The sequence below is a fragment of the Gluconobacter japonicus genome (assembly GCF_015244665.1).
Lineage (GTDB): Bacteria > Pseudomonadota > Alphaproteobacteria > Acetobacterales > Acetobacteraceae > Gluconobacter > Gluconobacter japonicus.
This window is the reverse complement of sequence record NZ_JABCQN010000002.1, coordinates 126,092-152,102: the sequence shown is the minus strand read 5'-3', so window position 1 is coordinate 152,102 and position 26,011 is coordinate 126,092. Positions and strand designations below refer to the sequence as shown.

Annotated in this window: 24 protein-coding genes and 1 tRNA gene; 13 read left to right on the top strand and 12 right to left on the bottom strand. The window is 53.5% G+C overall.

The window, feature by feature from the left end; genetic code table 11:
• Nucleotides 1-101: 101 nt before the first annotated feature.
• Entirely contained in the window at nt 102-1,007 is a 906-nt protein-coding gene (locus tag HKD32_RS04140) for a LysR family transcriptional regulator (protein ID WP_061931323.1), read from the top strand.
• A 2-nt stretch (nt 1,008-1,009) separates the two neighbouring features.
• Here HKD32_RS04140 and HKD32_RS04135 read toward each other — a convergent pair whose 3' ends face one another.
• Together HKD32_RS04135 and HKD32_RS04130 are read right to left on the bottom strand one after the other, a co-directional pair.
• Complete coding sequence (locus HKD32_RS04135; protein ID WP_194257571.1) at nt 1,010-1,933, bottom strand: SPFH domain-containing protein; 924 nt, start codon at nt 1,931-1,933, stop codon at nt 1,010-1,012.
• On the bottom strand, nt 1,930-2,373 hold the full coding sequence (locus tag HKD32_RS04130) for a GntR family transcriptional regulator (protein ID WP_062023548.1): 444 nt from the start codon (nt 2,371-2,373) through the stop codon (nt 1,930-1,932). The genes HKD32_RS04135 and HKD32_RS04130 overlap by 4 nt, the downstream gene beginning before the upstream one ends.
• A 118-nt stretch (nt 2,374-2,491) precedes the next feature.
• Between HKD32_RS04130 and hisG the strand changes: the two genes are divergently transcribed.
• Together hisG and hisD are read left to right on the top strand one after the other, a co-directional pair.
• Nucleotides 2,492-3,196, top strand: a complete 705-nt coding sequence (gene hisG, locus HKD32_RS04125) for an ATP phosphoribosyltransferase (protein ID WP_010502982.1) — start codon at nt 2,492-2,494, stop codon at nt 3,194-3,196.
• A complete protein-coding gene (hisD, locus tag HKD32_RS04120; protein ID WP_194257570.1) occupies nt 3,193-4,491 on the top strand; it encodes a histidinol dehydrogenase in 1,299 nt (432 codons plus the stop codon). The genes hisG and hisD overlap by 4 nt, the downstream gene beginning before the upstream one ends.
• Before the next feature lie 17 nt (nt 4,492-4,508).
• Here hisD and HKD32_RS04115 read toward each other — a convergent pair whose 3' ends face one another.
• Complete coding sequence (locus HKD32_RS04115) at nt 4,509-6,089, bottom strand: DUF6311 domain-containing protein (RefSeq protein WP_194257569.1); 1,581 nt, start codon at nt 6,087-6,089, stop codon at nt 4,509-4,511.
• 278 nt (nt 6,090-6,367) lie between these two features.
• Here HKD32_RS04115 and infA point away from each other — a divergent pair, with 278 nt between their 5' ends.
• The 5 genes from infA to HKD32_RS04090 all read left to right on the top strand — a co-directional run bounded on the left by infA (nt 6,368) and on the right by HKD32_RS04090 (nt 8,600).
• Nucleotides 6,368-6,586 carry a translation initiation factor IF-1 gene (infA, locus tag HKD32_RS04110; protein WP_007282896.1) on the top strand — a complete coding sequence of 73 codons (219 nt, stop codon included), beginning with the start codon at nt 6,368-6,370 and terminating at the stop codon, nt 6,584-6,586.
• A 13-nt stretch (nt 6,587-6,599) separates the two neighbouring features.
• On the top strand, nt 6,600-7,247 hold the full coding sequence (locus tag HKD32_RS04105) for a Maf family protein (RefSeq protein WP_194257568.1): 648 nt from the start codon (nt 6,600-6,602) through the stop codon (nt 7,245-7,247).
• Entirely contained in the window at nt 7,244-8,290 is a 1,047-nt protein-coding gene (locus HKD32_RS04100; protein WP_194257567.1) for a ribonuclease E/G, read from the top strand. The genes HKD32_RS04105 and HKD32_RS04100 overlap by 4 nt, the downstream gene beginning before the upstream one ends.
• Nucleotides 8,287-8,463, top strand: coding sequence for a DNA gyrase inhibitor YacG (locus HKD32_RS04095; RefSeq protein WP_061931307.1), 177 nt, complete (start codon nt 8,287-8,289; stop codon nt 8,461-8,463). Before HKD32_RS04100 ends, HKD32_RS04095 begins: the two co-directional genes overlap by 4 nt.
• 61 nt (nt 8,464-8,524) lie before the next feature.
• Nucleotides 8,525-8,600, top strand: a tRNA-Phe gene (locus tag HKD32_RS04090).
• Nucleotides 8,601-8,915: 315 nt separating this feature from the next.
• Here the strand turns inward: HKD32_RS04090 and HKD32_RS15495 are convergent.
• The 4 genes from HKD32_RS15495 to HKD32_RS04070 form a co-directional block, all read right to left on the bottom strand.
• Entirely contained in the window at nt 8,916-9,089 is a 174-nt protein-coding gene (locus HKD32_RS15495) for a hypothetical protein (RefSeq protein WP_156471986.1), read from the bottom strand.
• A 133-nt stretch (nt 9,090-9,222) separates the two neighbouring features.
• Complete coding sequence (locus HKD32_RS04080; protein WP_061931305.1) at nt 9,223-9,594, bottom strand: glycoside hydrolase family protein; 372 nt, start codon at nt 9,592-9,594, stop codon at nt 9,223-9,225.
• Between the two features lie 23 nt (nt 9,595-9,617).
• Nucleotides 9,618-10,088, bottom strand: coding sequence for an MgtC/SapB family protein (locus HKD32_RS04075; protein WP_061931303.1), 471 nt, complete (start codon nt 10,086-10,088; stop codon nt 9,618-9,620).
• A 33-nt stretch (nt 10,089-10,121) separates the two neighbouring features.
• A complete protein-coding gene (locus HKD32_RS04070) occupies nt 10,122-12,068 on the bottom strand; it encodes a glycoside hydrolase family 32 protein (RefSeq protein WP_061931301.1) in 1,947 nt (648 codons plus the stop codon).
• A gap of 101 nt (nt 12,069-12,169) precedes the next feature.
• Between HKD32_RS04070 and HKD32_RS04065 the strand changes: the two genes are divergently transcribed.
• The 5 genes from HKD32_RS04065 to HKD32_RS04045 all read left to right on the top strand — a co-directional run bounded on the left by HKD32_RS04065 (nt 12,170) and on the right by HKD32_RS04045 (nt 18,511).
• Nucleotides 12,170-13,165 (top strand): bile acid:sodium symporter family protein, encoded by a 996-nt coding sequence (locus tag HKD32_RS04065; protein WP_061931299.1) that lies wholly within the window; start codon nt 12,170-12,172, stop codon nt 13,163-13,165.
• Nucleotides 13,166-13,301: 136 nt separating this feature from the next.
• The gene (locus HKD32_RS04060) at nt 13,302-14,048 is read left to right on the top strand and encodes a sulfotransferase family 2 domain-containing protein (RefSeq protein ID WP_194257566.1); all 747 of its coding nucleotides are present in this window, start codon (nt 13,302-13,304) and stop codon (nt 14,046-14,048) included.
• 216 nt (nt 14,049-14,264) lie between these two features.
• Nucleotides 14,265-16,757 (top strand): TonB-dependent receptor, encoded by a 2,493-nt coding sequence (locus tag HKD32_RS04055; protein WP_194257565.1) that lies wholly within the window; start codon nt 14,265-14,267, stop codon nt 16,755-16,757.
• 154 nt (nt 16,758-16,911) lie between these two features.
• A complete protein-coding gene (locus HKD32_RS04050; protein ID WP_010502956.1) occupies nt 16,912-17,421 on the top strand; it encodes a DUF892 family protein in 510 nt (169 codons plus the stop codon).
• A gap of 424 nt (nt 17,422-17,845) precedes the next feature.
• Nucleotides 17,846-18,511 (top strand): helix-turn-helix domain-containing protein, encoded by a 666-nt coding sequence (locus tag HKD32_RS04045; protein WP_228118769.1) that lies wholly within the window; start codon nt 17,846-17,848, stop codon nt 18,509-18,511.
• 8 nt (nt 18,512-18,519) lie between these two features.
• Here HKD32_RS04045 and rfaE1 read toward each other — a convergent pair whose 3' ends face one another.
• The 5 genes from rfaE1 to flgE all read right to left on the bottom strand — a co-directional run bounded on the left by rfaE1 (nt 18,520) and on the right by flgE (nt 25,890).
• Nucleotides 18,520-19,962, bottom strand: coding sequence for a D-glycero-beta-D-manno-heptose-7-phosphate kinase (gene rfaE1 / locus HKD32_RS04040; protein ID WP_061931291.1), 1,443 nt, complete (start codon nt 19,960-19,962; stop codon nt 18,520-18,522).
• 124 nt (nt 19,963-20,086) lie between these two features.
• Nucleotides 20,087-21,952: a molecular chaperone HtpG gene (htpG, locus tag HKD32_RS04035; RefSeq protein ID WP_061931290.1), complete on the bottom strand. Its 1,866-nt coding sequence runs from the start codon at nt 21,950-21,952 to the stop codon at nt 20,087-20,089.
• Nucleotides 21,953-22,019: 67 nt separating this feature from the next.
• Nucleotides 22,020-23,087 carry a flagellin gene (locus tag HKD32_RS04030; RefSeq protein WP_061931288.1) on the bottom strand — a complete coding sequence of 356 codons (1,068 nt, stop codon included), beginning with the start codon at nt 23,085-23,087 and terminating at the stop codon, nt 22,020-22,022.
• A 2-nt stretch (nt 23,088-23,089) separates the two neighbouring features.
• The gene (gene flgK / locus HKD32_RS04025) at nt 23,090-24,604 is read right to left on the bottom strand and encodes a flagellar hook-associated protein FlgK (RefSeq protein ID WP_061931286.1); all 1,515 of its coding nucleotides are present in this window, start codon (nt 24,602-24,604) and stop codon (nt 23,090-23,092) included.
• Between the two features lie 26 nt (nt 24,605-24,630).
• The gene (flgE, locus tag HKD32_RS04020) at nt 24,631-25,890 is read right to left on the bottom strand and encodes a flagellar hook protein FlgE (protein WP_061931284.1); all 1,260 of its coding nucleotides are present in this window, start codon (nt 25,888-25,890) and stop codon (nt 24,631-24,633) included.
• Nucleotides 25,891-26,011: the final 121 nt, after the last annotated feature.

Here is a 26,011-nt window from a genome sequence, read left to right as displayed (position 1 = left end):
GGCCCACAGGCTACCGTCCTGCGAAACAGGACCAAGACCCTATTCCTGATCACACCTGTCAGGAATTTCGAACAAACCTTCCCCAATATGACGAGGTTCTCTTGGATCGGATCGACCTTTTCCGCATTTTCATCAGAGTGGTTGAAACATCCAGTTTTACACGGGCCGCTGACATGTTGAACATGCCTCGATCCACCGTGTCCACAGCCATCCGGGATCTGGAAATCCGGACAGGAACCCGGCTGCTGGCCAGAACCACTCGCGCTGTCTCTCCCACGCAGGATGGCAAAAAACTCTATGAGCACTGTCTGCGCCTTGTCGCAGATGTGGAAGACATTGATACTTTGTTTCGAAAAAAGACCGATGGGCTTTCTGGTATTCTACGTGTCAATCTTCCAGGTCGGATCGGACGGTTGATCGTTGCGCCAGCACTGCCCGACTTCCTATCCCGTCACCCCGACCTCTCCATCGAACTTGGCATGACGGACCGTGCCGTCAATCTCGTAAAGGAGCAGACAGACTGTGTCCTGAGGGTCGGGCCACTTCAGGACTCAGAACTTATCAGCCGCAGGATAGGAGAACTCAGCCTTCTGAATGTCGCAAGCCCCGCTTATCTTGAGCAGTCTGGCACCCCGGAGCACCCGGATGACCTGACCCGTCATAATGTTATCCGCTACGCATCTCCTGTGACGGGCCGTGTAGAACCCTGGGAATGGATGGAGAATGGCGTAAATAAATCTACCCTTCCTCCAGCCCGCATCACGGTTGATAATGCGGAAGCCCTGATTGCAGGTTGCCTTGCAGGGATGGGATTAATCCAGGTTCCCGCCTATGACGTGCAAGAGCACCTTCGAAACGGAGAGCTTGTGAGCGTCATGCCAGAATGGTGCGCAGAGCCCCTGCCGATGTCCATTCTCTATCCGCATAAGCATCATACTACGGACAGAGTTACAACGTTCGTGGAGTGGCTGGAGCACCTCCTCAAACGTCATATACTCCCAGACTGACGTTACTCTGCGGTCGTGTCATGATCCGTTTGCACTGCGGCCTGAACAGCTGCCGCGAAAGCCGTGGCATTTCCCATCGCATCCGCCATCGTCGTCGGCATCAGGATGGTCGTCCCACGGTTCTTGTTCATTTCAAAAACGCGATTGATCTGAAGGATCTGGAGCGCGATGGGCGAGGCTTCATACGTCTTGGCCGCAGCGGCCAGTTCCACAGCCACCTGCCGTTCCGCACTTGCAAGCGTTACCCGAGCTGCACGCTCACGTTCAGCCTGCGCCTGTCGACTCATGGCGTCCTGCAGATTGTCAGGCAACTGAACATCGCGGATTTCCACGGCCTGAACCGTAACGCCCCATTCCCGGGTCTTAACCTCGATCAGGTCTCGCAATTCATCATCAATGCGTCTGCGATCTTCCAGCAAAACGGCCAGATCCGAACTGCTGACCACTTCGCGCAGGGTCGTCAGCGCCACCATGGAGACTGAGCCTTCATAGTCATCCAGTTCTGTAATAGCCCGCAATGGATCATGCACCATCCAGAATACGACCGCATCCACATCCACGGGTGTTGTATCGCGCGTCAAAGTCTGACGTGTGTGGACAGGCACTGTTCGGATACGCTGGTCGACCACTTCACTGATCTGATCAACAAACGGAATAATCAGAAACAGACCCGGCCCACGCAGTCCCTGGATCTTACCTGCACGAAGAACCAGCGCCCGTTGCCAGGAATTGCACATCTTCAGAGACAGAAGAACAAACGCCCCGACAATCGCGCCAACAATGACAAATCCGATCTGGCGGGTCGCAAGCTGAAGACCCACCCCGATTAGAAAGCACAGGATCGCCAGTGCCGCTGCCAGCCCGTTGAAGGGCAACCCACGACCTCTCCGGGATGAGGGCGACGGAAATGTTGGATACTGAATCATAACTGTCCCTTTCCGGCGCCCGACACTGGCGCAATAGAAGGTGAAGACTCCAGAAGTGTCTTCATCGCCTGAAGAACACGGTCTGGCTCAAGCCCCAGAGCATGGCTTCGGGCAATCGTCGAAGCTGCGAGATCCATGATCTCGCGTTCCTTCAAACCCGGATCTGGCTGGGGCGGATGGTTGCTGACAAAACTGCCACGCGCCCGAAATGTCTCGATGGCTCCAAGTCGCTCCAGTTCCGCATAGGCACGCTGCACCGTATTGAGATCGACCTGAAGATGGACAGAGAGCGCCCGCATTGTCGGCAACCGGTCTCCGGGTTTGAGCAGCCCGGACCCGATGGCCGTCAGAAGACGCTCCCGCATCTGAACACGAAGCGGCAAACCTCCGGTCATCAGAAGCGGCGTGGGAAACAGTAGTGTCTCTATGTTTGCAGACATGCATACAAGATAGTCATCATCGCAATCTTTCCGTCAAGAAATTTTGGAAGACCGGCGCTTCGTGATATGCGCTGCTGTTCTCTTTTCATTGGCTGCGGACAGCAAGGACAGACGCCTCATGACAGCGCCTCAGACCGGAACGGACACTTCAGACCGGAGCGGCTCTCCGCTGATCCTCGCCCTCCCGAAAGGGCGGATTCTCAAGGCGCTGGCCCCTGTTCTGAAACGAACCGGTATCGAGCCGGATGCGGATTGCCTTGAAGAAAGCAGCCGCCGCCTGCGGTTCGGAACATCCTACCCCAATCTGGATGTCGTCCGCGTCCGCTCTTTCGACGTTGCGACTTTCGTCGCTTATGGGGGCGCCCATATTGGCGTCTGCGGCGCTGACGTTCTCATGGAATTCGATTATCCAGACATCTATGCGCCGCTGGATCTCGGGATCGGCGGCTGCCGTATCTCCGTCGCACGCCCCAAAACTGTGACCGAAGATCCGGCCGCCTCTCAGTCCCGCCTGCGTGTCGCAACAAAATATCCGACCATTGCCCGCCGTCACTTCGCCTCCCGCGCCATCAATGCAGAAATTGTACATCTGAACGGTGCCATGGAACTTGCACCGACCCTTGATCTGGCCAGTGTCATCGTGGATCTCGTGGATACCGGTTCCACCCTCCGCGCCAATGGTCTGATGGAGACAGAGACCATCGCACACGTCACAAGCCGTCTGATCGTCAACCGCGTGGCTCTCAAGACACGGCCCGAGGAAATTGGCCTTCTGATCGAACGGTTCCGTGCCGCCCTCAGCGAAGAAGCAGCAGCGAAATGAAGCGTCTCAACACTCTCAACGCCGGTTTCGAAAACGATTTTGCCAGTCTGATGGCTGATCGCAGCAGTGAGGAACGGAGCGTCGCCGAGCCGGTCCGTGCCATTCTGGCGGATGTCCGTGCCCGTGGAGACGAAGCGCTGTGTGATTATACAGCCCGCTTTGATCGTCTGACACTTCCGGCTGACAAACTACGAATTAGCGCGGAAGAGATTGCCCGCGAGGCAGACCGTGTGCCTGCGGATCTGATGGAAGCTCTCAAAACGGCCGCCCGCCGCATCGAGGCCTTCCATGCCGCGCAGATGCCAAAAGATCTGGATTTTACAGATGACGAGGGCATTCGTCTTGGCATGCGCTGGACCGCCCTGGATGCTGTCGGCCTCTATGTTCCTGGTGGCAAGGCGGCCTATCCGTCCTCGGTTCTGATGAATGCGCTACCCGCTCGTGTTGCAGGTGTGCAGCGCGTGGCCATGTGCGTTCCCTCGCCCGATGGTGTGCTGAATCCACTGGTTCTGGCCGCCGCCCGTCTGTGTGGTGTTGAAGAAATCTATCGCATTGGCGGCGCGCAGGCTGTGGGCGCCATGGCTTACGGCACTGAGCGTATTGCTCCGGTTGATCGTATCGTCGGACCGGGCAACGCCTTCGTGGCCGAAGCCAAGCGTCAGGTCTTCGGGCACGTTGGCATCGACAGCATCGCCGGGCCGTCAGAAGTCGTCGTCGTGGCGGACGGCAACAACGATCCGCGTCTGGCCGCAATCGACCTGCTGGCACAGGCCGAACATGACGAGCAGGCCCAGGCTATTCTTATTACGACCGATGCCGCTTTCGGGGACGCCGTGAGTCAGGCCGTTCTGACGGAACTTCAGACACTCCCCCGTACAGCCATCGCAGCAAAAAGCTGGGCTGACCACGGCGCAGTCATTGTCGTGAAAGACCTGAACGAAGCCGCACGCATCGTAAACCAGTTGGCCCCTGAACATCTGGAAGTCCTGCTGGACGAACCCCGCGCCTTCAGTGCGCTCGTACGCCACGCAGGCGCCATCTTCATGGGACGGTACTGCCCGGAAGCCGTAGGCGACTATGTCGGTGGTCCCAATCATGTTCTGCCCACAAGCCGCACAGCCCGCTTTGCATCCGGCCTGTCCGTCTTCGACTTCATCAAGCGTACGACAACCATTGAAGCCGACGAAGCCGGCCTGCAAAAGATCGGCCCCGCAGGGGTTGCACTCGCACAAGCTGAAGGTCTGGACGCACACGCCCTGAGCCTCAGCCTACGCCTGGACCAGATTAGCCCCTGACATGTTTGCCCGTCGTTCTACCGCGACGGGCAGATCTTCATCCCACTCACGTTCTGACAACGACGCCCCTGTGCAGGCTGGAATCCCCCTACATAGACCTCAAGTGTCCCTGGCTGTTGCTCGGTAGGCGGCATTTCATGATCGCATAACAATCCTTTAGGCGTGCGAGACAGGTAAAATGTGTTGATCGACCTACCGTGTTCAGCAGACAGGCGAAAAACGGTCATGATCCGATCCGCATCGGGCCCATAAAGGTCCAGTCCACAACCTGATACGGGATAAACATCCACCTGACGCGATGCTGTGATCAGCCCTGTCAGAACCAGAGTATCAGGCGTAACAGGAAAATCTGCATTCCAAAGATCGCGCGCCTGCGCCCTTAAAGAACGCGTATCCAAAAATTGTAACAGTGCGCAGAGAACCAACGCCCCGCTCCCGATAGGCCTTGAGAAAGCACTGGATGAACGAATAGCTGCAATCAACAGACCGTAACCTACCGGCCAGAAACACCGCCCACTCGACCGAAAAATATCTGCAAGCGGCGGCATCAGGGAAATATGCCAAAGCTTGTAAGGTCCCGCATATCCGGTGTTGGAAATTGCATAGAGCGTCATAAGACTGAGAAAGAACGATAATCCGGCATGTCGCTTTGCAGCGTTCAATAATCTCTGCCTGCAAAACACGAGATCGCAAATCAGAAGAGCAAGAAGCCCCCCTCCAAGATAAACATATCCTTCAAAAGACTGGGTCTGTAGGCCGTAATGCAGTGCAGGAAAATGCCTTAGCAAATCCGAGTGCATCGGCCAGACCGGCGACAGAAAGTTCATGGAAAATAATCCATACCCCCCAGCGCCCTGGGTATAGTGAAAATATCCCAACATTTTACTGATGACGAAAATAAGAGCAGCGCTTCCTGCACAGGTGCATGCAACAGCACGCCATTCCTTCCGTCGCATCCACAGCAGCGTTAAAAACGAGGATGCAATGGTTCCAAAGGCCAGCAACATCAAAATGGGATGAATGAGCAAACAAGTCCCAAGAAAAAACGGTGTCAAAATCAGAGCCCATTTTTTCCCCTGCACGAGCGAAAAATAGAACGCGAAGGCCAGCAAAATCAGGAACTGCCCCATCAGGCTGAAATGAATGATGCGGCCCAGAAAAAATGGCATGGACAGCGCCATGACCGCACCAGCGATCAATGCGAGGACTCGACGTTCTCCTGCAGCAGCAAGAGCTAAAACGGCTGACACAGCCTGCATAACAAAGCAAAATATCAGCCAGAGCCTATAAGGCACAAAACCTACAGGTAGCAGCGGCACAAAAGGTTTGAGCAACAGAAGCAGCAAAGGCGTGCTGTCTGTCATCGCCACGCTTGCTCCCTTCGGAGCAAAAAGAAATTTCGTGTCCAGCAAGGGCCAGTGCCAAACATCATTCAGGAAATAACGTTGCCCAGCCACAGCCTGGATTCCATCCTGAAATACCGGAAAGCGGCTCAGACTCTCCAGCGAAACCAAATGAATGCCTTCCGCTCCCCCCAGGAAAAGGGCGACAATAATGGTCCAAACCAGTGGAGGCACTCTGTTACGAAACGGTTTCATGCTTTCCTTCGCCAGGCGGGGCTAATCCGTGGATGATTGCGCTGCCCCAGCCTTCACGACAAGGACCCCCAGTCAGCAGCCAGTCCCGCGGGAGTACGTTAACAAAATGCCCCCTTGAACGAAGAGAACCGATCTTTTCCTTCAAAAATACCCGAAAAGCTGCGTCAAGCTTGACGTTTGGCCCGACAGTCCGCACATAGCGGAACTGGATTTTCAGGCTTCCATCGGAGCCACTGCCCTGCGCAGGCCCTTACCCTGTCTCTGTACCAAGGATTCTCATGTCAAAAGAAGACCTCATCGAGTTCACCGGCACCGTCATGGAACTGCTGCCGAACGCCATGTTCCGCGTCACACTCGACAACGAGCACACCATTCTCGCTCACACGAGCGGCAAGATGCGCAAGAACCGTATTCGCGTTCTGGCCGGTGACCGCGTGAACGTTGAAATGACGCCATACGATCTCTCCAAGGGCCGGATCACCTTCCGCTTCAAGTAAGAGACTGCGGCGCATGGCCCCCTCCCAGCCTTCACTGTCGGACTCTGACAGTCTGAAGTGCCCGGCGCTTGTCCTGGCTTCGGCCTCTCCCCGTCGCCTCGCTCTTCTGGGCCAGATCGGTATCGTGCCAGATGATGTCGTCAGCACGGACGTGGATGAAGAGCCCCGCCCAGGTGAACTGCCCCGTGCGCTGGCGCAGCGTCTGGCCCGCGAGAAGGCTGACTACGCAGCATCACAACGTCAGGATGCCGCTCTGATCATCGGGGCCGATACCGTCGTGGCTGTAGGTCGGCGGATTCTTCCCAAGGCAGAAGACGAGAAGACAGCCCGCGCCTGTCTCCGCCTCCTGTCTGGCCGGAACCACAAGGTTTTGACGGCTGTTGCCCTTCGTCCGACCGTGGGCTGGGTGGACGGCGTGGCCAACGAGCGTCTGGTGGAAACGTCCGTTACGTTCCATCGCCTGACGGACAGTCAAATTGATGCCCTGATCGCCCATGGTGATTGGCAGGGCAAAGCTGGCGGGTATGCCATTCAGGGCGCCGCAGCAGCACATATCCGCCAGATCGGTGGCAGCTACTCCGCCGTGGTCGGGCTTCCGCTGTTTGAAACTGCACAGCTTCTCCGCGGGCAGCCTCGTCGTCAGGGTGGGTGGATCGCGTGATTGAAATCCGCGCCGCCTGTTCCCCGGGCGAGGTACGGATTGCTGTCACGGACCAGGATACGCTGCTCGATGTCGGGCTCTGGCGACCAGGGCGCCCCGATGGTCTCGACGACTGGCATATCGCACGCGTTCAGACGGTAGCGCTGGCACTGGGTGGGGCCTTCGTCACGCTCCATGACGGGGAAAGCGGCTTTCTTTCCTGCCGCGATACGCTGGTGCAGGGACAATCTGTCTCGGTCCGTGTCAGCCGCTCTGCGCAAAACGGGAAAGGCCTGCGTCTTCGCAAGGCAGAAGCGCCTCCTCAAGACAGTGACAATACGCCACGGCTCATCGCCCGAGGCCCGACGCCTCTGGAAGAGCTGGCAGACCGGTATCCCGATGCGCCGATTCACATTGATGACCCCGGCATTGCGGCCCGACTATCTGCGCGACTGCGCCCAAGACTCCAACGATGCCAGCGGGCCTTTGACAGTACCCAGGAGAGCGAGTTCGAGGAACTGGGTTCTGAAACGGCTGACCTGGGCCTGTTAACCGCCAGCTTTTTCCCCACACCAGCGCTGATTGCGATTGATCTCGATAGTAACGCCAACCCCGACTTCAAAGGGAATGTCGCCAGCTTCCCTGCGTTAAGCCAGCAGATCCGGCTCAGAAATCTCTCCGGTACGCTGCTCATCGACCCCGCAGGCGTCAAGACACGCAAAAGACCTGCGCTGGTCAGCTTTCTTCGAGACGCCGTGGCGCTGGACCCGCTCAAGCCTCAGGTTCTGGGCGCAACACCGTCGGGCCTGCTGGAAGTCACCCGCCCACGCAAACGCCCCCCCTTGCATGAACTGCTGTCCTCCCCACATGGCAGGGCACTGGCAGCATTACGCATCATTCTGCGGGAAGAGCGGAAAGGCCGCGTGCTGACGGCATCCATTCCCCTCATCCGGGCACTGGAAAGTGACCCGGATGCCCTGAACGATTTCATATCCCGCCGCGCCGCTCCAATAGAGCTGGTTCTGAACCCGAACGCGGCGCCTGAAAGCTGGAGCCTGTCATGAGTGCAACCTGCCCCATCTGTCATCGCCCCACGGAACCCGCCTTCCGGCCGTTCTGCTCCCGCCACTGCGCAGACGTAGATCTGGGCCGCTGGTTCAGTGGAAATTACCGCGTTCCCTCTTTCAGACAGGATAATGAAGAAGAGCTGAACGATAATCCTGAATCGAAGGGTTGATCCCAAACGAATCATGAGCTACACCCCGTTTCCGCAGCGGGTGTTTCACCTTAAGCCCGGTGCCCAAGTAGCTCAGTTGGTAGAGCATGCGACTGAAAATCGCAGTGTCACTGGTTCGATCCCGGTCTTGGGCACCATTTATTCCTTAAAATTTGATAAGATTTTCAACCGACGTTTTTAGCGTCTGGTTCGCAGCACGAAATCCGTCACGCGGATTTCCCCTGTGCCGACACTCAGTTCAAGACCTGTTTCCTGTGCAGCAGGAAAAGCCAGCATCGTGAAGGCCACCAGACGGCCGTCTCCAAAAAATACCTCAGTGCCAAACGGCTTTACGATTACGCTGATCTGTAGTCTCCATAATCCACGCGCTCCCCAGCGTTCCGCAGAGCCAGTGTTCGAACCGTTGTTGAGTTCTCATAGTAGCCGTGTTTTGGCAGATTCTTGGCATAGCCCTAGTTGTTCATCCAACCCATCGCATACCGGTGGCTTTTCCGGTCTGAAGATAAAGAATCTTCCCATGCCATCGCGCCATAGAAATCCGGGCCGCTATCTAGCCAAGAATATCCTTGCTTATCCGGAATACATGCTTTTTCGTCGAAAATTCCGACAGCATATAGCTGTGCCAGCCGTCAGGCTGCCTTTGAAGGCATTGCCACCGAACGTCAGAACCCAGCGACTTCCAGTCGTCTTTCCACTCAAATCCTGAACGCCTTGTCTTTCAGATCACGCTGGGCAGCATAGGGATTCTGCATGATGACGCTATGAAAGCTGTAGCACCGCCCCCGCCGGTCTGGGGGAATACCACAAGGCCGTTGTCTGAACATGATGCGGCGCCGCAGGCATCGTCATCAGGATGGTCCATGCCCCTTTTCCAAATCCGGCCGTGTTGCCCTCATCAATAAAGACAAAGCCACTCCAGGGATCACCATTCTCCGTTGTATATTTTGGAATAGCCACATGCTGCGCCGTCCAGGTCACCAGATCCGACGAGGTCATGAGAAACCATTCGATGTCGTTTTTTGAGATCGCAGGATTAGGCGAGAACTGGGAATTGTACAGAAAATACAGACACCACAGGCCGCTCTCCCGATCATAGACGGCACGCTGCGGATCATTCAGCCAATTGGGCATCAAAGGATATTCCGTTCTCTGATTTATTCCCGATCCACAGGTTCAATCTGCGGCGGCAGCCGGCGGTCAATCCACTTTACCAGCACACGCAAAACCGTATTCGCACCCAGAATAAAGGCGGTCAGTAATGCCGCTTCTGCAATCATGTCACAGCCTGTACAGGCTCCGATTGCCGCTGAGCACCAAAGAGTGGCCGCCGTATTCAGACCACGGACATTTTGGCCATCCTTCATGATGACCCCTGCCCCCAGAAAGCCCACCCCCGATACGACATAAGCAATCACGCGGATGGCAGAGGCATCTCCACCAATCCGCTCGGCCAGATCCACGAATGCAGCCGCCCCAATCGCAACGAGAGCATTCGTGCGCAGGCCAGCCGTACGTTGCCGGAACTGTCGCTCTGCGCCGATCATCGTTCCGAACACAAAGGCCGCAAGATAGCTTCCAAAAGTATCCAGAAAAGAATGAGCATCAAATGTATGAGTAAAATGCACGTCCCTCTCCCTTTGAAACGCCAGACCTATCCCCTACATCGCCGTCGGACGATTCATGGTCTTACGAAGCGGATACAAACTGAGGTCTTCAACCATTGCACCCGCATTGGTCGCCTGAAGGCTTAGTGTATCCAGTGGACTTGATGGGAATACAAGCGCCGTCCCGACAGACAGGCCATCATTGGCAAAAATTTCCAAGGCGCAGGCATCCAGAACAATCTTCATGGAAAAGCGTCTGCTGTTGGCAGTCAGAGGCGTGGAAAACCGCTCCGTAAAGAATGGCTGTGAGAAACCATGCAAATCACCACGATCCAACCAGAGCTGCGCGGAGAAAGCATCAAACCCGATTGAAAGAGTTTCTCCCTGCCCATTGGAAAAGACAATAAGAAAGCGTCCGGCACGCCCCTTATTACCATCAGGTTGAGGGTTTTTACGCTCGTCCACCGTGACCGTCAGAGACAGTTCAATGGCCTGCCCAGTGGGTATAGAAACCTGAACACCGCTCTGGGCCCCGATCCGTCCGACCTTGAACGGAATAGCCTCTCCCCGAAGCTGTTCCAGCCCCTTGGGCCTTTGTACCAGTCGAAGCCAGTTCATATCATCACGACGAAGCGAGAGTGTACGGGGAACAGTCATGAGACCACGCCAGCTTCGGTTCGGAACCTCCTCGCAATACTGCCAGTTTCCCAACCAGGCGAAATACACGGCTTCATTGAGAGGCAGGTTTTCATAAACCTGCATCGCGTAGCTGTCCTTGGCAAAATCCGTCAGGCCAATGACCGTATTTTCCGGAATAAATCGCTCACCATCGAAGTCACCAACAAAATACTGCGTGACGCTTCCCCCCTGCGGACCACCCGGATTGACGGAAACGAACAGCACCCAGCGTGTATTTTTCCCATCCTCTTCAATCGGCAGTTCGATCAGATTGGGGCATTCATAATCGACGCCAAACAGGCCAGCTGGCCCGAAATCGCTCAGATGCATCCAGTGCTTTAAATCAATCGACCCATAAAATGCGACTTTATGAGCCCTCGCTTTCACAACGACCATGACCCATTTACCACTTGGCTCATGCCAGAAAACCTTGGGGTCACGGAATGAATTCAGACCAATATCGAGAACCGGGTTTTGCGTGTGGTCAATGAAGCGTTTCCCGCCATCGGGACTCCAGGCCAGATACTGTGTCTGCTGGCGAGGCGTAGCGCGGGTATAAAGTGCAACCAGACCGCCCGCCATTGGTGGCAACGTCGGGGCAGATGACGTGACGGGCGGCAGGTCAGCTGTTGTCGGAGGGTCAAAGACATGCCCGAACGGTGCAGCGGCACTCGGACCCAACGCATCCATGTTTTCCGGGGATAGGGGAACATCGGATGATGCTTTTCCAAGACTGGGCGTCAGAGCGTCAATGGCGGCCTGAGTGGCAGTCGCCGGACCTCTCGCGTGCGTTTCTGACGGATCAGTAGCCTTTTGGGCGGGAAAGAGACCGGACACATTATCCCGGTCGAGAACGACACAACCTGAATAGGCCTCCCCTGCGGCTGTCTGATCAATCGCAATCGTCTGATCCTGCCAGGTATAGAGGTCTGTACTCGTCGCATGCCCCCAGTGCACCTGCCCCGCATATGGGGCGAAAGGATCATACTGATAGTAAAGATGGAAGGTGCGACCATCGAAAATCAAACCGTTCGGATCATTCATGAAGCCGGTTTCTGGTGAAAAATGAATGGTCGGCCGGTAAAGATAATCGCTCTGCGTTCTCACGACAGGCTGGCTCGCTACCGCAGAATGGTTCCCCGGCTCCTGATGAGAGTTGCTTGGCTCATCATGATGAGGCGTCATGGCTGATACAGGCGTCTCTTCAGCTGCACGGGCAACGCGGACTGCACTGACTGAGGCTCCCGCTGCTAAAATTGAAGCCAAAGCACTACGGCGGCCTAATGAAGGCCTGTCATTCTGATCCGTCATACCCGGCAGCATACAGAACCTCACCGCATCCGGAACCCTTTCATGAAAATGCCCGTCTTCAATTATCAAAGGGCCAATTGCATGTTCATTACAAATACAGACATATGTGTTCCATGAAGCGCTTTGACCCTTTCCTGATGGCCCTGATCTGCGCGATCATTCTGGCCTCTATTTTGCCCTGCCGGGGGCAAATGCAGCATCTTCTCCAACAGGTCGTGACCGTTTTGATCACCCTGATGTTCTTCTTTCAGGGCGCCAAGCTCCAGCGTCATGCGATTATCGAGAGCGTACGGGACTGGCGACTGCAGGGAACAGTGCTTCTCTGCACCTTTGCTCTTTTCCCTCTTCTGGGGATCGGGCTGCATCTGCTGTTCAAAAATCTTTTCGCGGATGCTCTTTTTGGCGAAGACCTGTGGTCAGGCATTCTTTTCCTCTGCTGCCTTCCTTCTACAGTCCAGTCCTCCATCGCGCTCACCTCCATCGCACGCGGTAATGTCCCGGCAGCAATCTGCGCCGCTACGGTTTCAAACATTGCGGGTATCGCCCTCACCCCTCTTTTGACGGGTCTTGTTCTCGGCCACGTAGGCGCTGGGCACTCCCCACTGGACAGCGTGCTGGACGTCGCCAAAGAGTTGTTGCTTCCTTTTCTGCTTGGTCAGATCCTACAACCATGGGTGGGGCCAATTGTCCGGCGGCACAAATTTCTCATCTCCTTTACCGATCGCGGCTCTATTGTCGTCGTCGTTTACACAGCCTTCAGTTCAGCCGTGGTTGAAGGAATCTGGCACCGCGTTTCGATGGCACACCTGGCTGAGGTTGCTCTTCTGGACAGCGCTCTGCTCGCGCTTGTTCTGTTTCTCTCACATGCCATGGGCAAGGGCATGCAACAGTCTGTTGAAAGCAGTATTACCTTGCAGTTCTGTGGTTCAAAAAAATCTCTGGCCTCCGGCGTTCCAATGGCCAGTGTCATTTTCCCCGCAGCATCCGTGGGCATTATCGTACTTCCCCTGATGATTTATCATCAGATTCAGCTTTTTACCTGCACCCTTCTGGCAAGACATTATAGCCGACGGACAGAAATAGAGAAAAATGCTTCTTTCCATGTCTGACGTTTTATTTTTTTGAAAATTGATAATTTTATAACTGAATTGTCAAAGACGTTTCTTTTCGTCACGAGACGGTCTTTGACCACCGTGTATCCGTCCTTCAGTGTCACCCCAGTTTTAGAACTGGGGCTTTCACAGAATGCTATCACATTCCTCGCTGATCGAAATGCAGGTTGCAGATCAGAAAGAGTCTCCGTCTGCACCAGATGGTTTTCCTCAGTCTCTTCTCTGCCAGTTCTTTCGTGTCAAACAGTTCAATGACATTCATGAACGTGCCGCAGAACTCCGTCTTCTTCTCCCACTCGGAAAGAAACGTCTGAACCGTATCGCGCGTATTCGGGAAGCCGGAGCGCTCTTTATTCATGTTCCAAAAAATGGCGGCACGTCTGTCTGCAATCAGCTTTATGGATGTTCCATGATGCATCAGACGATCCGATATTACCGGCACGTCACGCCAGATCTTTGCCGAGACCTGCCAAGCTTTGCCATCTGGCGTGATCCGGTAGAACGCTTTGTGTCTGCCTGGGCTTTCGCCAGAAAGGGCGGAACATCAACAGTCAAAATTCATCCATCCCTCAACAGTCTTTATCGATCGTTCCACACCCTCGATGATGCTCTTTCTCATGTGGAAAACCAGTCTTCGCTCTACGCTGTAGATCATGTGTTTCGTCCCCAGTCCTGGTATGTCTGCGGGAAAGATGGGAGCCTAGCTGTTGACACCCTTTTCCCAATGGAAAAAATCATGCAGATTCCTGATCTGGTTCCAGCCATGGCCGGACAAACCATCCCACATTTGAATCAGAACCCACATCAGCACGACGTTACTGCTGACCAGGTCCGCAGAATCCGTAAACTCTATGAGCAGGATGAAGCGTTACGCCCCTGACAGACAAAAATAGAAATGTTCTAGTATTTCGCCAAACTGTCACAAAACGTATGGGTATCCCTGTATAAATCGCTACTTCCCAAAGACTTTGTGGCTAAATTGTCATACCCGCTACATGTCATAGTGTGACTGTCATCATCTAATTGATAGTGTGAACAAACCATGGTTTTCCTTTGGCCAAACAAACCTGTCTGGCCGAGAAAGACCCAACAGACGATGCGCCTTACACGCCTCCTCTCGACCTCTGCGCTGATTGCATTCGGTACAATGCCGGCGCTTGCGGCTCCCGCTTCGGATGTTTCTGATACGAAACATCACAAAGCCAAGCCCAAAACGGAAATTGCTGCTCCATCCATGATGGGCAATACGGCTCCAACCGACGTGCATGAAGAGCATGTGTCTGTCAGTGGCCATCACGCCTTCGACGGCGTCACCCGTCGTGCGGTCGGTGGCGGCCTGATGGAGAAGCAGGACAGCGCGAAGTCTGTCTCGGCCGTTTCCCGCGACTTCATTGAAAAGCAGGTGCCGGGCGCTGACCCGATGCAGCTGATTTCGCTGCTCCCGGGCGCAAACGTGTCGTCCGGTGACCCGGCAGGTCTGACGGGCAGCTCCATGAGCATGCGCGGTCTCGACCAGTCCCAGATCGGCTTCACACTTGAAGGCTTCCCGATCAACGATATCGGTAACTTCGCAGTCTATTCTCAGGAAATCGTGGACTCCGAAAACTTGCGCACGGTTCGCGTTGCTCAGGGTTCGGCTGACCTCGACAGCCCGCACATCAGCTCAACAGGCGGTGTGGTCGACATGTACATGATCGACCCCCAGATGAAAGCTGGCGGCCGTCTCGGCGTCAGCTATGGTTCCTACGATTACACCCGTGGCTTCCTGCGTCTCGACACAGGCAAGATTGGTAACACCAATCTGCGCGCCTACTTCTCCGGTTCTTATGCTACGGAAGGCGTCAACAACAGCGACGCGACAAACCGCAAGCTGCACGCCGAAACCAAGATCGTGAACGACTGGGGCGACGGCAACCGCGTCTCTCTCGCCATCGTTGGTAACCGCCTTTACAACTACCTGACTCCCAACGTGAACATGGCCTCCTGGGATGCCTATGGTCGCGGGATCAAGGATCGCTATGTTGCTCCGGGCAAGAATGCTGCTGGCCAGAACATTTCCAACACGGTCTGGAATTCGACCTATAATCCAAATGCTTCTGACCACGGTGCATCGTATTACAAGCTGCACCAGAACCCGTTCACCAATATTTATGCCAGCGCACCTTCTACCTTTAAGCTAGCAGATCACCTTGTCCTGACAGAAACACCATATTTCTGGTACGGCGACGGTAACGGCGGCAGTGCGTACTGGACGAATATGGACAAAATCAATTACGGAAGCACATCACTTAAAGGGACCCTTGAAGGAAAAGGCGGTGGCTACCGTCTTCTTTACAATCCCTCCAACACTCAGACCTATCGTCCTGGCGCTGTCACGAAGTTGACACTGACGACGGGAAACAACCGTCTTATGGTTGGTTACTGGTTTGAGTATGCCAAACAGCTTCAGTCAGGCCCATATTCGGGTGTCGGGCAAGACGGAAATCCATGGGATGTTTGGGGGGCTGCGGCAAACGTCGTACTCTCGAACGGTCAGACCTATATGTACCGTAACACCATTACCCAGACGCGCGTTCACACCATGTTCATCGGTGACACGCTGTCTCTGCTGAACAACAAACTGACGATCGATGCCGGTTTGAAATACTCCATCGTGATGCGCAGCGGCACTAACATGCTGCCGGATACGTCAACCGGGCGGAACACCAGCAAAACCTATTATGAACCCCTGCCAACCGTTGCGATCCGTTATCAGATCAATCCTGAGAACCAGATCTTCGTTTCCGGCGCGACCAACTTCCGTATGCCGACCAATTACTCACTTTACGATGCTGGCGCTTATTATGCTGGCTCCGGATATGCAACCCACGCCAACCTAAACCAAAATCCTGAAATTTCGATTTCGGAAGAAGTAGGCTACCGTTACACCGGTAAGACGATCATGGGATCGATCACCTACTTCCATTACGACTTTACAAACCGCCTGATGTCTTCCAGCCAGTGCATGGACGACGCCTGCACCAATTACTTCTCCACCAACGTCAACGCTGGCGGCCAGACGACCAACGGCGTCGATGCTGAAATCGGTACCCGCCCGATCTTCCGTTACTTCCGCCCATATGTATCTTTTGAATATGTTGATGCCCGCCTTGGCAGCAATCTTCAGGCTGGCAGCGGCTCCGGCATTGACTATCTGCGCACCAAGGGCAAGTTCGCTCCGGAAACGCCAAAGTTCCAGGTCGGCTTCAACCTTGACTACGACGACGGTCACCTCTTCGGGGGCTACAACCTGAAGTATGTGTCACGCCAGTACTCCACGTTCATGAACGACCAGTCCATTCCGGGCTATGTTCTGATGAACGCAAACATTGGCTACCGCTTCAGCAACCTCGGATTCCTTCAGGCTCCGAACGTTCGCATCAACTTCTCTAACCTGACAGACAAAGCCTATCTGGGCTTTGTTAAGGGTATCCAGACTAACGCAACACAGCAAACCGGTATCTTCGGCAAGACGGTTAGTGGCTCAACACCAACCTATGCTATCGCCGCTCCGTTCGCAGCAATCGCAAGCGTCAGCGCTGGCTTCTGATCTTTCAGAAAGCAGCGAGTTCCAATCCCCATGTCAGTTCTCTGGCATGGGGATTTTTTATAGACTACAAACAGCATATGCCCGCCGTTGACAGACCCCTTGTCCTGCACGGATATAAGATAAAACCCCGTCGTCACGACGTTAGAGGACTCTCATGGCCAGCAAAACTAAGTCCGCAGAAAAATCCGTAGTAGATATTTATCTGGAGCGGCTGCAGGATCACCTGTCCATTGAAACCAAAACAATTGAAACTGTTCTTTCCGAACTACCTAGTTGTGCGCGTTATGAAACCCTGTGCAACCAGATGCGGCAGGATCTCAGCATGCGACGTGCACACGCTGAAGACATTAGAATGCTATTGAGCCGACATGGGCACCCTGCTCCAGCAGCTCATGAAACGGTCTCTTCAATCCTGAACACGGTCTCCAGCCTTTTCCATGGCGGAGAAGATAACGACCTTATCAAGAGTATCCTCACAGATATCAGCTATCGATCCTATCAGATCGCTTCCTTGGATATTCTCATACTGCTGGCGGATCGCTTGGGCTTTACGAGTGACGTTGCAATGCTCAAGCGCCTGCATACGGAGGAAAACGTATCCATTGATCTCCTTCGTACAAATTTACCTAATACGTTCGCAGAATACCTCCAAAAATCTTTATGAAATTAAAATACTTATAAGAAATTAATTAACCAGACATTCAGGAATAAGTGGTTTTTCAAAAATAATTTAATCTGAATTTTTCTGTTTCTTTTTCGAAGAAAAAACTTCAAATGTCTTACTGCGGTTCACTGAACACATCTCTCGTACATTTATCTGGCACAATAGTCCCCTTATAAAGACAGCTCTCCTGCCGCATTGGGAGTTTCCTTAGAGTTTTTTTGCTATGTCCAAAGATGAGCGTTCATCGGAGTTGCCCGCTCGCATTATTCCACTTGCTACACTTCCCGCCCCTTCACGCGGCTTTGAACCTATTGTGCAGCACGTCCCTGCCTTTTGGCTTCACGAGCAAGACCTCCTTACACAATGCTTTGCGCAAAAGAGAGCACTCTTCCTCCTCACTCGTCGGAATGGCGGAATTCTCTATTTGAGTGCTGGTCATCTTTCAGCTGCACCTAAAGATGACGCTGTTCAAACAGACCTTCTTTCCCTTCCGGAAAATGTATTTCTGGCCCTTTCTGTCCGAAAAGAAGCACTACTCACTCAGCTTCCGGTTTTATCCGGCCTGCCTCCCGTCACAATTCAGACGCGATCTGGCCCAGGCCATTTCCTGTTTGTGACCTGTGATCTTATCGCTCAGGATATGTTGATTTCCTCCTCGCCACAGACCCAAACACGCATCCGTCAACACTTAACGAATCTGCTTCTCACCACAGTTCTGGACGCGCTTGATCTTGACCTTTCAACAGAAGGACGTCGGCGCCATCGCCAAAAGCATGTCCGTGCTTATATCGAATCCCGCTTGCATGAAGCTGATCTGACACCGCAGCTTATTGCACAAGCTTATGGTATCTCGACCAGGGCACTTTATCTCCTGTTCGATGGAGAACCGGGAGCCGTTTCTGGATGGATTTTGAACAGACGCCTTGAGCGTATTTACGAAGACCTTCAGTCCCTGGATTTCGCTTCAATGGCTATCGCTGAGATTGCTCTCAAACATGGCTTCAGAAACGCCGCGCATTTTTCGAGGCGTTTCCGTCAAAAATTTGGCTTATCTCCCAGAGAAGCACGACCAAAACGACTTACTGGGTAAGACTGAAGTCAGGCACAATCCGTCTTGTCCATATTTTGAATAAGACGGGTTGTGGATTGTCCATTCACAAGATCGACCAGAGCCACACGGCCCCCGCATGATTTTACGAAATCACCGCCAACGACCTGATCTTCGGTATAATCTGATCCCTTAACCAGAACGTCTGGTTTGATTGCCCGAATAGCTTCCAATGGTGTCTCTTCATCAAACAGAATAACAAGATCTACGGCACGTAACGCACCAATAACCGTAGCTCGTGCCTCTTCTTTTTGAATGGGTCGACTTGCCCCCTTCAAAGCGGCAACCGACCGATCCGTATTCAGAGCAACGATCAGTTTGTCTCCATGACGCGCTGCTGCTTGCAACAAAGAAATATGGCCCGGATGAACGAGATCAAAACATCCATTTGTAAAGACAACCCGGGCCCCATGCCGCCGCCAATTTTCCGCGATACGCGTTGCTTCCTGCACGGTAACCAATGCCCCATTCTCTGGAATTTCCTGTCCCAGCTCGCGCGAAAGCTCTTCTTTCGAAACTGTTGCTGTTCCAAGTTTTCCTACCGAAAGAGAGGCTGCTGCCGTTGCTATGACCACAGCCGTTTCCAGGTCCTGCCCAGCGGAAAGAACAGATGCGACCGTCGCAACGACCGTATCACCAGCTCCAGACACATCGAACACTTCTGATTTCCGCGCGGCCACATGCTGATACGTCTCATCACGCCGCCACAGGGTCATGCCATCTTCTGATCGCGTAATCAGAACATCCCCACCAAACTGACCTGACAAAGCCTTTGCAACAGTCAGAACCTCTGCATCTGTCCGCGCAGACTGTCCCGTCGCCTGTTCGGCCTCAAGCCTGTTAGGCGTAACCAAAGTTGCGCCAGCATAAGCTTCCAGCGTGCGCCGCTTGGGATCAACCAGAACGGGAATCCCTTTTTCTCGTCCGGCCGCAATAACAGCTTTCAGAACAGCGTCATCAAGAACGCCTTTTGCGTAATCCGAACAGACCACAACGTCCGTATCTTCTATGGCTTTTTGAGCAGCCTGAATCAGACGCTGGCGAACATCTTCGTTCAGAGGAACGACTTTTTCCACGTCGATGCGAACAATCTGTTGTAAGCCACTGACAACCCGCGTTTTTGTAATTGTTGTCCAATCAGGCGATGAAATAATTCCCTCCTGATGAACAGACGGCCATTCATCCAGAGCATTTTTAAGCTGTTCCGCAGCCTCATCATGACCAACAAGACCAATCAGTCTGACTTCTACGCCCAGAGCAGCCGCATTGACTGCCACGTTGGCAGCGCCACCGGGGACACGTCGGATTCCATCATTCAGAAGAACCGGCACAGGCGCTTCCGGAGAAATCCGACTGACACTTCCTGAGACATATTGGTCCAGAAGAAGGTCTCCAATGACCGTAATGCGGCCGAAGCGGAAATCGTCGATCAAGGCCTGTCTCTCCAGAACATGGAATGGTTCGAGCCCAGCAGTCTCACAGTGCCTTACAAAAGAAAAGAGCGGAGGATTCATCCCCCGCCCCTATTTTATTGCTCTCTATTATTCAGCCAGATGATCAGGCTGCCGCTGAACCAGCAAGAAGACCTGCCAGAAGGCGCGCAAACCCAGTTGGATCAGGAAGAGGCTCACCTTCCTGAACACGTGCCAGATCCAGCAGCACACGCGCCAAGTCCTTGATACTCTCGCCTTTCGACACCCGCTCGGAAAGAGCTTTGATCAAAGGGTGCCTCGGATTGATTTCCAGAATAGGCGGCGCTTCTGGAAGAGCCTGACCTGATCGACGCATCAGACGCTGCATAGCCAGATCCGGACCTCCCTCAGACGTAATGACGACAGCACTGTCCGTCAGGCGTACTGTTCCACGCACGTCCTTGACGGTATCGCCCAATGCTTCCTTGAGGGCCGGAACCAGCTTTTCCAGATCGGCAGGTTCGACGGTTTCATCCGCATCTGTCGGGAATTTTTCCAGATCACCATGCGAATACACGACAGAACGCAGGATCTTGTCGTTATAAGAATGGAGCCGTTCCGGCCAGAAACCATCAACAGGATCTGACAAAAGAAGAACCTCCAGGCCCCGGGCCCGGAATCCCTCAAGCTGTGCAGACGCCTTTAACGCATCAAGATTATCGCCCGTCAGGAAGTAAATGACGTCCTGACCCTCCTTCATACGCGAGATATAGTCATCAAGCGTGGTCAGATCATCACTCTGAGTCGTGTGGAAACGAGCGAAACCTGCGATTTCCTGACGGTGCTCGCTGTCTTCCCACAGACCTTCCTTGATAACTGCACCGAAGTTCTCCCAGAACGCCGTGAAAGCATCGTCGGCTGTGTTCGCACGGTTCTTGATTTCAGTAAGAACGCGCTTGGTAACGGCCTTGCGAATGCGGGCGAGAACAGGAGTTGCCTGAAGCATCTCACGAGAGACATTCAGCGGTAGATCTTCCGTATCTACGACGCCCTGAACGAAGCGCATCCAGCTTGGAAGAAGGTCGGCTTCATCTGTAATGAACATACGGCGGACATGAAGGTGAATCCGACTTTCCCGCGACTGCTCCATGAAATCAAATGGTCGGGCACTCGGCAAAAACAGGAGAGCCGTAAACTCCGTTGTGCCTTCAGCGTGCCAGTGCATGGTCGCATACGGCTCGTCAAAAGCACGAGCAATATGACGATAGAATTCCGTATACTGCTCAGGCGTAATTTCGGATTTTGGTTTACGCCACAGGGCTGTACCCTCATTGGCAGCTTTATCTTCCGTCGTGCCGTCTTCCTTGGTTTCCCTCAGAGTAATAGGCCAGGAGATATGGTCAGCCCATTTGCGGATAATCGACCTTAGACGCCAACTGTCCAGAAACTCATCAGCATCGTCCTTCATATGAAGAACGATATCTGTGCCCGGCGCAGAACGGGTTGAAGGCGTCAGGGTAAAAGAGCCCTTCCCGTCCGAAGACCACGTCCATGCTTCATCAGAACCGGCCTTGCGGGACGTGACATCGACACTGTCTGCAACCATGAATGCGGCATAGAACCCTACGCCAAACTGCCCAATCAGGCTTGGGCGGTCTTCTGCCTTTGCTGAACTCAGCTTTTCGCCAAAAGCACGGGTCCCGGACCGGGCAATCGTCCCCAGATTTTGAGCAAGCTCATCATGGGTCATGCCGACGCCATCGTCAGAAATGACCAGCTCTTTCTTGTCTTTTTCTGGCGTAATGCGGATACCCGCATTTTCCGGCAGAGCAAGAGCTGACTCTGTCAGAGCTTCAAAACGACGCTTGTCGGTTGCATCCGCAGCATTGGCGACGAGCTCACGGAGAAAGATCTCACGATCCGAGTAAAGGGCATGAACAACGAGATCGAGCAGACGTCCGACCTCGGCACTGAATTCATGCTTTTCAGCCTGACCCTGGGTTGCATTCATGGTTACAAATCTCCTTTCAGGAAAGTAATCTTGATATGCGACGTCAGGTCGAGTTTTTCAACGCTCCTTAAAGATAACTTGCAAGGGTCATCCCCTTCATGTCTGCAATGATGGAATAAGACGCCTGTAACTGATTGTTGGTATCATTAATCTGAACTGAAACCTGTGCGAGATCAGCGTCTTTTGTTGTTCCCAACTGCGTCGTCAGCGCGGATTTCATCTGCTCAAGCATAGCACTCTGGGTGGTCAGACTGTTCTGCTGAATACCAAGCGTTCCACTTATATCCGATAGCCCATCTATCGCTGCTGTATTTGTATTCTGAAGGCCTTGAATAAGCTGTGTATAATTGGCTCCCTCAGAATCCACTGACCCAAGCGCTGCGACAACCATCAGGTTTCGCATCAAATCCCGAATAGGCGAACCTGTGGAACTTCCAGAAGACGCGTTTCCCTGCGTTGCAACTATTCCTGCCGTCGCTATCTCATTTTTTCCCGTCACAATCTGCAAATTCTGTGCTGATGCTGTTGTAGGGTCTGTCGAAAGCGATGAGGAAAATGGCTGATTGTCAGCAGTGTTACCCGCCAATGCCAAGGTTGATGACAGAACTGAGGACGCATCTGCTGTTCCCAGTTGGTTCACTGCCTGAGAAATGGATGACGCCAGATCAGAGTTTCCCGGATCACCGCTCACCGGTGCTTCTGAAGACTCTAAACCGGAGAATATATAGCTGTCTCCCTGCTGAGTATTAAGCAGATTACCAAGAGACGTAAGAGCTGTTTTAGCCTGCTGGGCAGCAGTGCCTATTGTGCTTGAGGACATACTCCCGGCGAGGGTGGACAGTGTTTCGTTCAGATCACTGGCAATGGTCGCAATCTGGCTCAGAACAGACTGCGTTGTGGTTAGCCTGTTCTGAGCAGTCGTAATATTACCACTCCATGCACTGACCTGTGTTATAGCAGGCTGAAGCGCCAAAGCCTGTGCCCGCGAATTTCCAAGTCCTGCATAACTGTCTGACAATACACCTGTAGAAGCCTGTGCCTGCAAACCATCCTTTTTCTGGGACAGAGATGTCAGATTCAACGTCTGCTGAAGAGAAACGCCACTATACCCGAAAGAAGCCACTGTTCCTGTCATTTTCAGCTTCCAACCGCATTCAGAAGTGCCGTAAACATACTCTGTACAGAGGAAATAACTTTCGCATTTGCAGAATAGGCGTTCTGCAACGTCACGATATTAGCCATTTCTGTGTCTACAGAAACGCTGGATGTTCCAGAGAGACTTGAAGACAAACTACTTTGTGTTGTCTGAGCAAGAGAAAGATTGCTACTGGCTGTATTAGCCGTTGCTGCCTGATTGGCTGTTAGTGATGTTGCAAGACCAACGAGATTTTGGGAGCCACTGTAACCTGTGGACAACTGACCTGTCATTCCAAGGCCGACACTTGGTGCCTCCGTCTGGCTGCTCCCATCTGATTGGGTTGTACCAAATGCATAGGACAAAACATTCTGGACAACGCTCGTGCTACCAGAAACAAGCAGGGACGGATCATCCTGATAGGCTTGAGAAACCTGGATATCCTGTGCAAAGCCTACACTTCCTGCCGGGGTGATCTCTGTTTGGGATGCTCCAGGAACAGTGCCATTAGAGGTAGTGAATAATGTCATTCCCTGTGCACTGAAACGACTGGCCGCTGTATAAGCCAGGGAATCAAGTTGAGCCTGCATTGTTGGAAGAGTTGTATCACGCAGAGTGATATTAGCCCCCAGGGTTCCGCCTGTCAGATGTCCGGTAATATCTTTTCCATTCAATGTAATAGCTGGAATGGAATTAACGTCTGACGTTCCTGGATAGCTCATACTGGTCGAAATTTGAGCTTCTGAGGTCGTCAGAGGCCATGTGCTGGACACCGCATTGGTCGCTCCTGACGTCGTATTATGCGTGGGCAGCGTCAGACCATCTGATGTCGTAATGGACATGTCGCCGTTGGTTGACACTTTCCATGAAACGCTCAAATCACTGGAGAGGGAAGATAATGCCGTAAACCGTTGGTTTTCCAGATCAGCTGTATCAAGCCCCTGACTTTTCAACGTCATGATTTTTGTTGAAAGATTTCCAATTGTTGTCAGGTTGGTATTGATATCTGATACAGATGAAACAACAGCATCCTGTGCATTTTGACGCTGTGTCTGCGTCGCTTCTGCCAAGGAATTGAGCGATTGGGCAAAACTACTGGCAGCAGCAAGAACCGTACTTTGGGCTGTCGAACTGGAGGACGTTGCTGTCAGGGAAGTCAGTGCTGACTGAAGATTCCCCAGTTGGTCTGAAAGCGTGCCACTGCTGCCCGATGTCGCAGATGTAGACCCTTGGAGAGCGGTGATGGCTGAAAGGGAATTGCTGGTCGTTGTGTATTCTGCCACGTCAGCATTCTGTGAATACAGGGCAGCCTGAATATTCGTATTTGTCGCCAGAGTCGTGGTTGCCCGGCGGACACCACCACCTGTTCCATCATTGACAACAGACTGCACATTGGCGACTTCCTTGATATAGCCACCTGTGGATGCATTGGCGACATTCTGGGATGCCGTGGACATTCCATACTGCACAGCCTGCAGGCCGGATGCGGCAACCGAAAGTGAATCCGTCAAACCCATGATTCAGATCTTCCTTTCATGCAGCCTTACTGGATCATCGCCAGAGTGGTCTGAAGAAGCTGGTTAGCTGTGGTGACGATCTTTGTATTCGCGCCATAGGCCTGCTGGGCTACGATCAGTTTGGTCAGATCACTGGTGAGATCTGTCGTGGAGCTTTCGGTAGAACTGGTGCTCAGCGTGCCTGCGCCATTTGTGTTAACGGCATTGACAACCGGCGCCCCTGACGACGCCGTAGCGGTGTAGGCCTGCCCGTTCTGAGCCGAGAGACCATTCGGGTCCGCGAACGTGGTTAGTGGAATCTTGGCCAGCAGTTGAGACAGACCATTATCGAACGTCGCCATGACCGAGCCATCTGTTTGCATCGAAAGTCCGGTAAATGTTCCGCTTGTTACGCTATCCGTCGTCATGGTCGGATTTGTGCTGTAGCTTCCGCCATCCGTCGAAAGGCTAACTCCCGAACTGCTTCCAATGGTTCCAAGGCTGACCGTCATATCCTGAGGCGACCCTGTATAAGAAAATGTCGCGGCAGATCCTGTGGACTGGGCGGCCCCGTTTACAGAGGCCAGTGTGCCGTCACTATTGAATGTTACAGTCGCCGAGTTGCTGGCATCCGCAGAATTACTGACAGTCCATGTCAGAGGGTCTGAACTGGATTGTGCCCAATTTAGAGTAACAGTCTGGGCATTTCCCTGACTGTCATAAGCCGTTGCCGTTGAGGTGTTGCTCTGGCTTGTTCCTGTTGTGCTGCCGATAGCCGCAGAAAGCGACATCGTCGTACTTTTCGTCGGCTGGAATGCAACCGAGTCCGGGATATGGATCGGAGCCAGCGTGCTGCTCAACGCACCTGTCGACCCCACCTGATAACCCTCAAGGTAATAGCCAGATGTGTTGACCAGATAGCCTTGATTATTCTTGGAAAAATCACCGTTCCGGGTATAAAACTGCTGGCTGTTAAATGTAGGGGCCGTACTAGAGCCCGTACTCCCCGTTGGCTGCACAACATTGAAAAATCCGTTCCCGGAAATCGCAAGAGAGAGCGTATTGGTCGAGGAAACAACCATACCCTGCGTATCCGTATGCTGCCGGGTTGTTGCGGCGACGCTGTCGCTGAGAGACTGCCCGTCACTCGCCAGGTCATTACTCGTCACATAATCCGCAAAGCTTGTCGTGGTGGCCTTGTAACCCGTCGTCTGGCTGTTTGCGATGTTGTTGGAAAGATCGCTGAACGCATGAGACTGGGCGTTGAGGCCACTGACAGCTGTGTTGAGAGAATTGATGATCGACATGGCGGACTCCGACAGAACTGAAGCTTCGGGCCACGCGCCCGATTGGTATCTGGCCTGACAGTTCCACAGGAAGCGTTAATGAAACCCTTACATGCTGGCTTTTTCCCAGAAGGCTTGGCCC

What these genes read in the sequence shown, in the direction of transcription:
- flgE (WP_061931284.1), bottom strand. Translation starts at nt 25,890, where the DNA reads ATGTCGATCATCAATTCTCTCAACACAGCTGTCAGTGGCCTCAACGCC.
- htpG (WP_061931290.1), bottom strand. Translation starts at nt 21,952, where the DNA reads ATGAATGCAACCCAGGGTCAGGCTGAAAAGCATGAATTCAGTGCCGAG.
- HKD32_RS04030 (WP_061931288.1), bottom strand. Translation starts at nt 23,087, where the DNA reads ATGACAGGAACAGTGGCTTCTTTCGGGTATAGTGGCGTTTCTCTTCAG.
- HKD32_RS04115 (WP_194257569.1), bottom strand. Translation starts at nt 6,089, where the DNA reads ATGAAACCGTTTCGTAACAGAGTGCCTCCACTGGTTTGGACCATTATT.
- HKD32_RS04130 (WP_062023548.1), bottom strand. Translation starts at nt 2,373, where the DNA reads ATGTCTGCAAACATAGAGACACTACTGTTTCCCACGCCGCTTCTGATG.
- HKD32_RS04055 (WP_194257565.1), top strand. Translation starts at nt 14,265, where the DNA reads ATGCGCCTTACACGCCTCCTCTCGACCTCTGCGCTGATTGCATTCGGT.
- HKD32_RS04105 (WP_194257568.1), top strand. Translation starts at nt 6,600, where the DNA reads ATGGCCCCCTCCCAGCCTTCACTGTCGGACTCTGACAGTCTGAAGTGC.
- hisD (WP_194257570.1), top strand. Translation starts at nt 3,193, where the DNA reads ATGAAGCGTCTCAACACTCTCAACGCCGGTTTCGAAAACGATTTTGCC.
- HKD32_RS04065 (WP_061931299.1), top strand. Translation starts at nt 12,170, where the DNA reads ATGAAGCGCTTTGACCCTTTCCTGATGGCCCTGATCTGCGCGATCATT.
- HKD32_RS04070 (WP_061931301.1), bottom strand. Translation starts at nt 12,068, where the DNA reads ATGCTGCCGGGTATGACGGATCAGAATGACAGGCCTTCATTAGGCCGC.
- HKD32_RS04050 (WP_010502956.1), top strand. Translation starts at nt 16,912, where the DNA reads ATGGCCAGCAAAACTAAGTCCGCAGAAAAATCCGTAGTAGATATTTAT.
- hisG (WP_010502982.1), top strand. Translation starts at nt 2,492, where the DNA reads ATGACAGCGCCTCAGACCGGAACGGACACTTCAGACCGGAGCGGCTCT.
- HKD32_RS04080 (WP_061931305.1), bottom strand. Translation starts at nt 9,594, where the DNA reads ATGCCCAATTGGCTGAATGATCCGCAGCGTGCCGTCTATGATCGGGAG.
- HKD32_RS04060 (WP_194257566.1), top strand. Translation starts at nt 13,302, where the DNA reads ATGCTATCACATTCCTCGCTGATCGAAATGCAGGTTGCAGATCAGAAA.
- HKD32_RS04135 (WP_194257571.1), bottom strand. Translation starts at nt 1,933, where the DNA reads ATGATTCAGTATCCAACATTTCCGTCGCCCTCATCCCGGAGAGGTCGT.
- infA (WP_007282896.1), top strand. Translation starts at nt 6,368, where the DNA reads ATGTCAAAAGAAGACCTCATCGAGTTCACCGGCACCGTCATGGAACTG.
- flgK (WP_061931286.1), bottom strand. Translation starts at nt 24,604, where the DNA reads ATGGGTTTGACGGATTCACTTTCGGTTGCCGCATCCGGCCTGCAGGCT.
- HKD32_RS04095 (WP_061931307.1), top strand. Translation starts at nt 8,287, where the DNA reads ATGAGTGCAACCTGCCCCATCTGTCATCGCCCCACGGAACCCGCCTTC.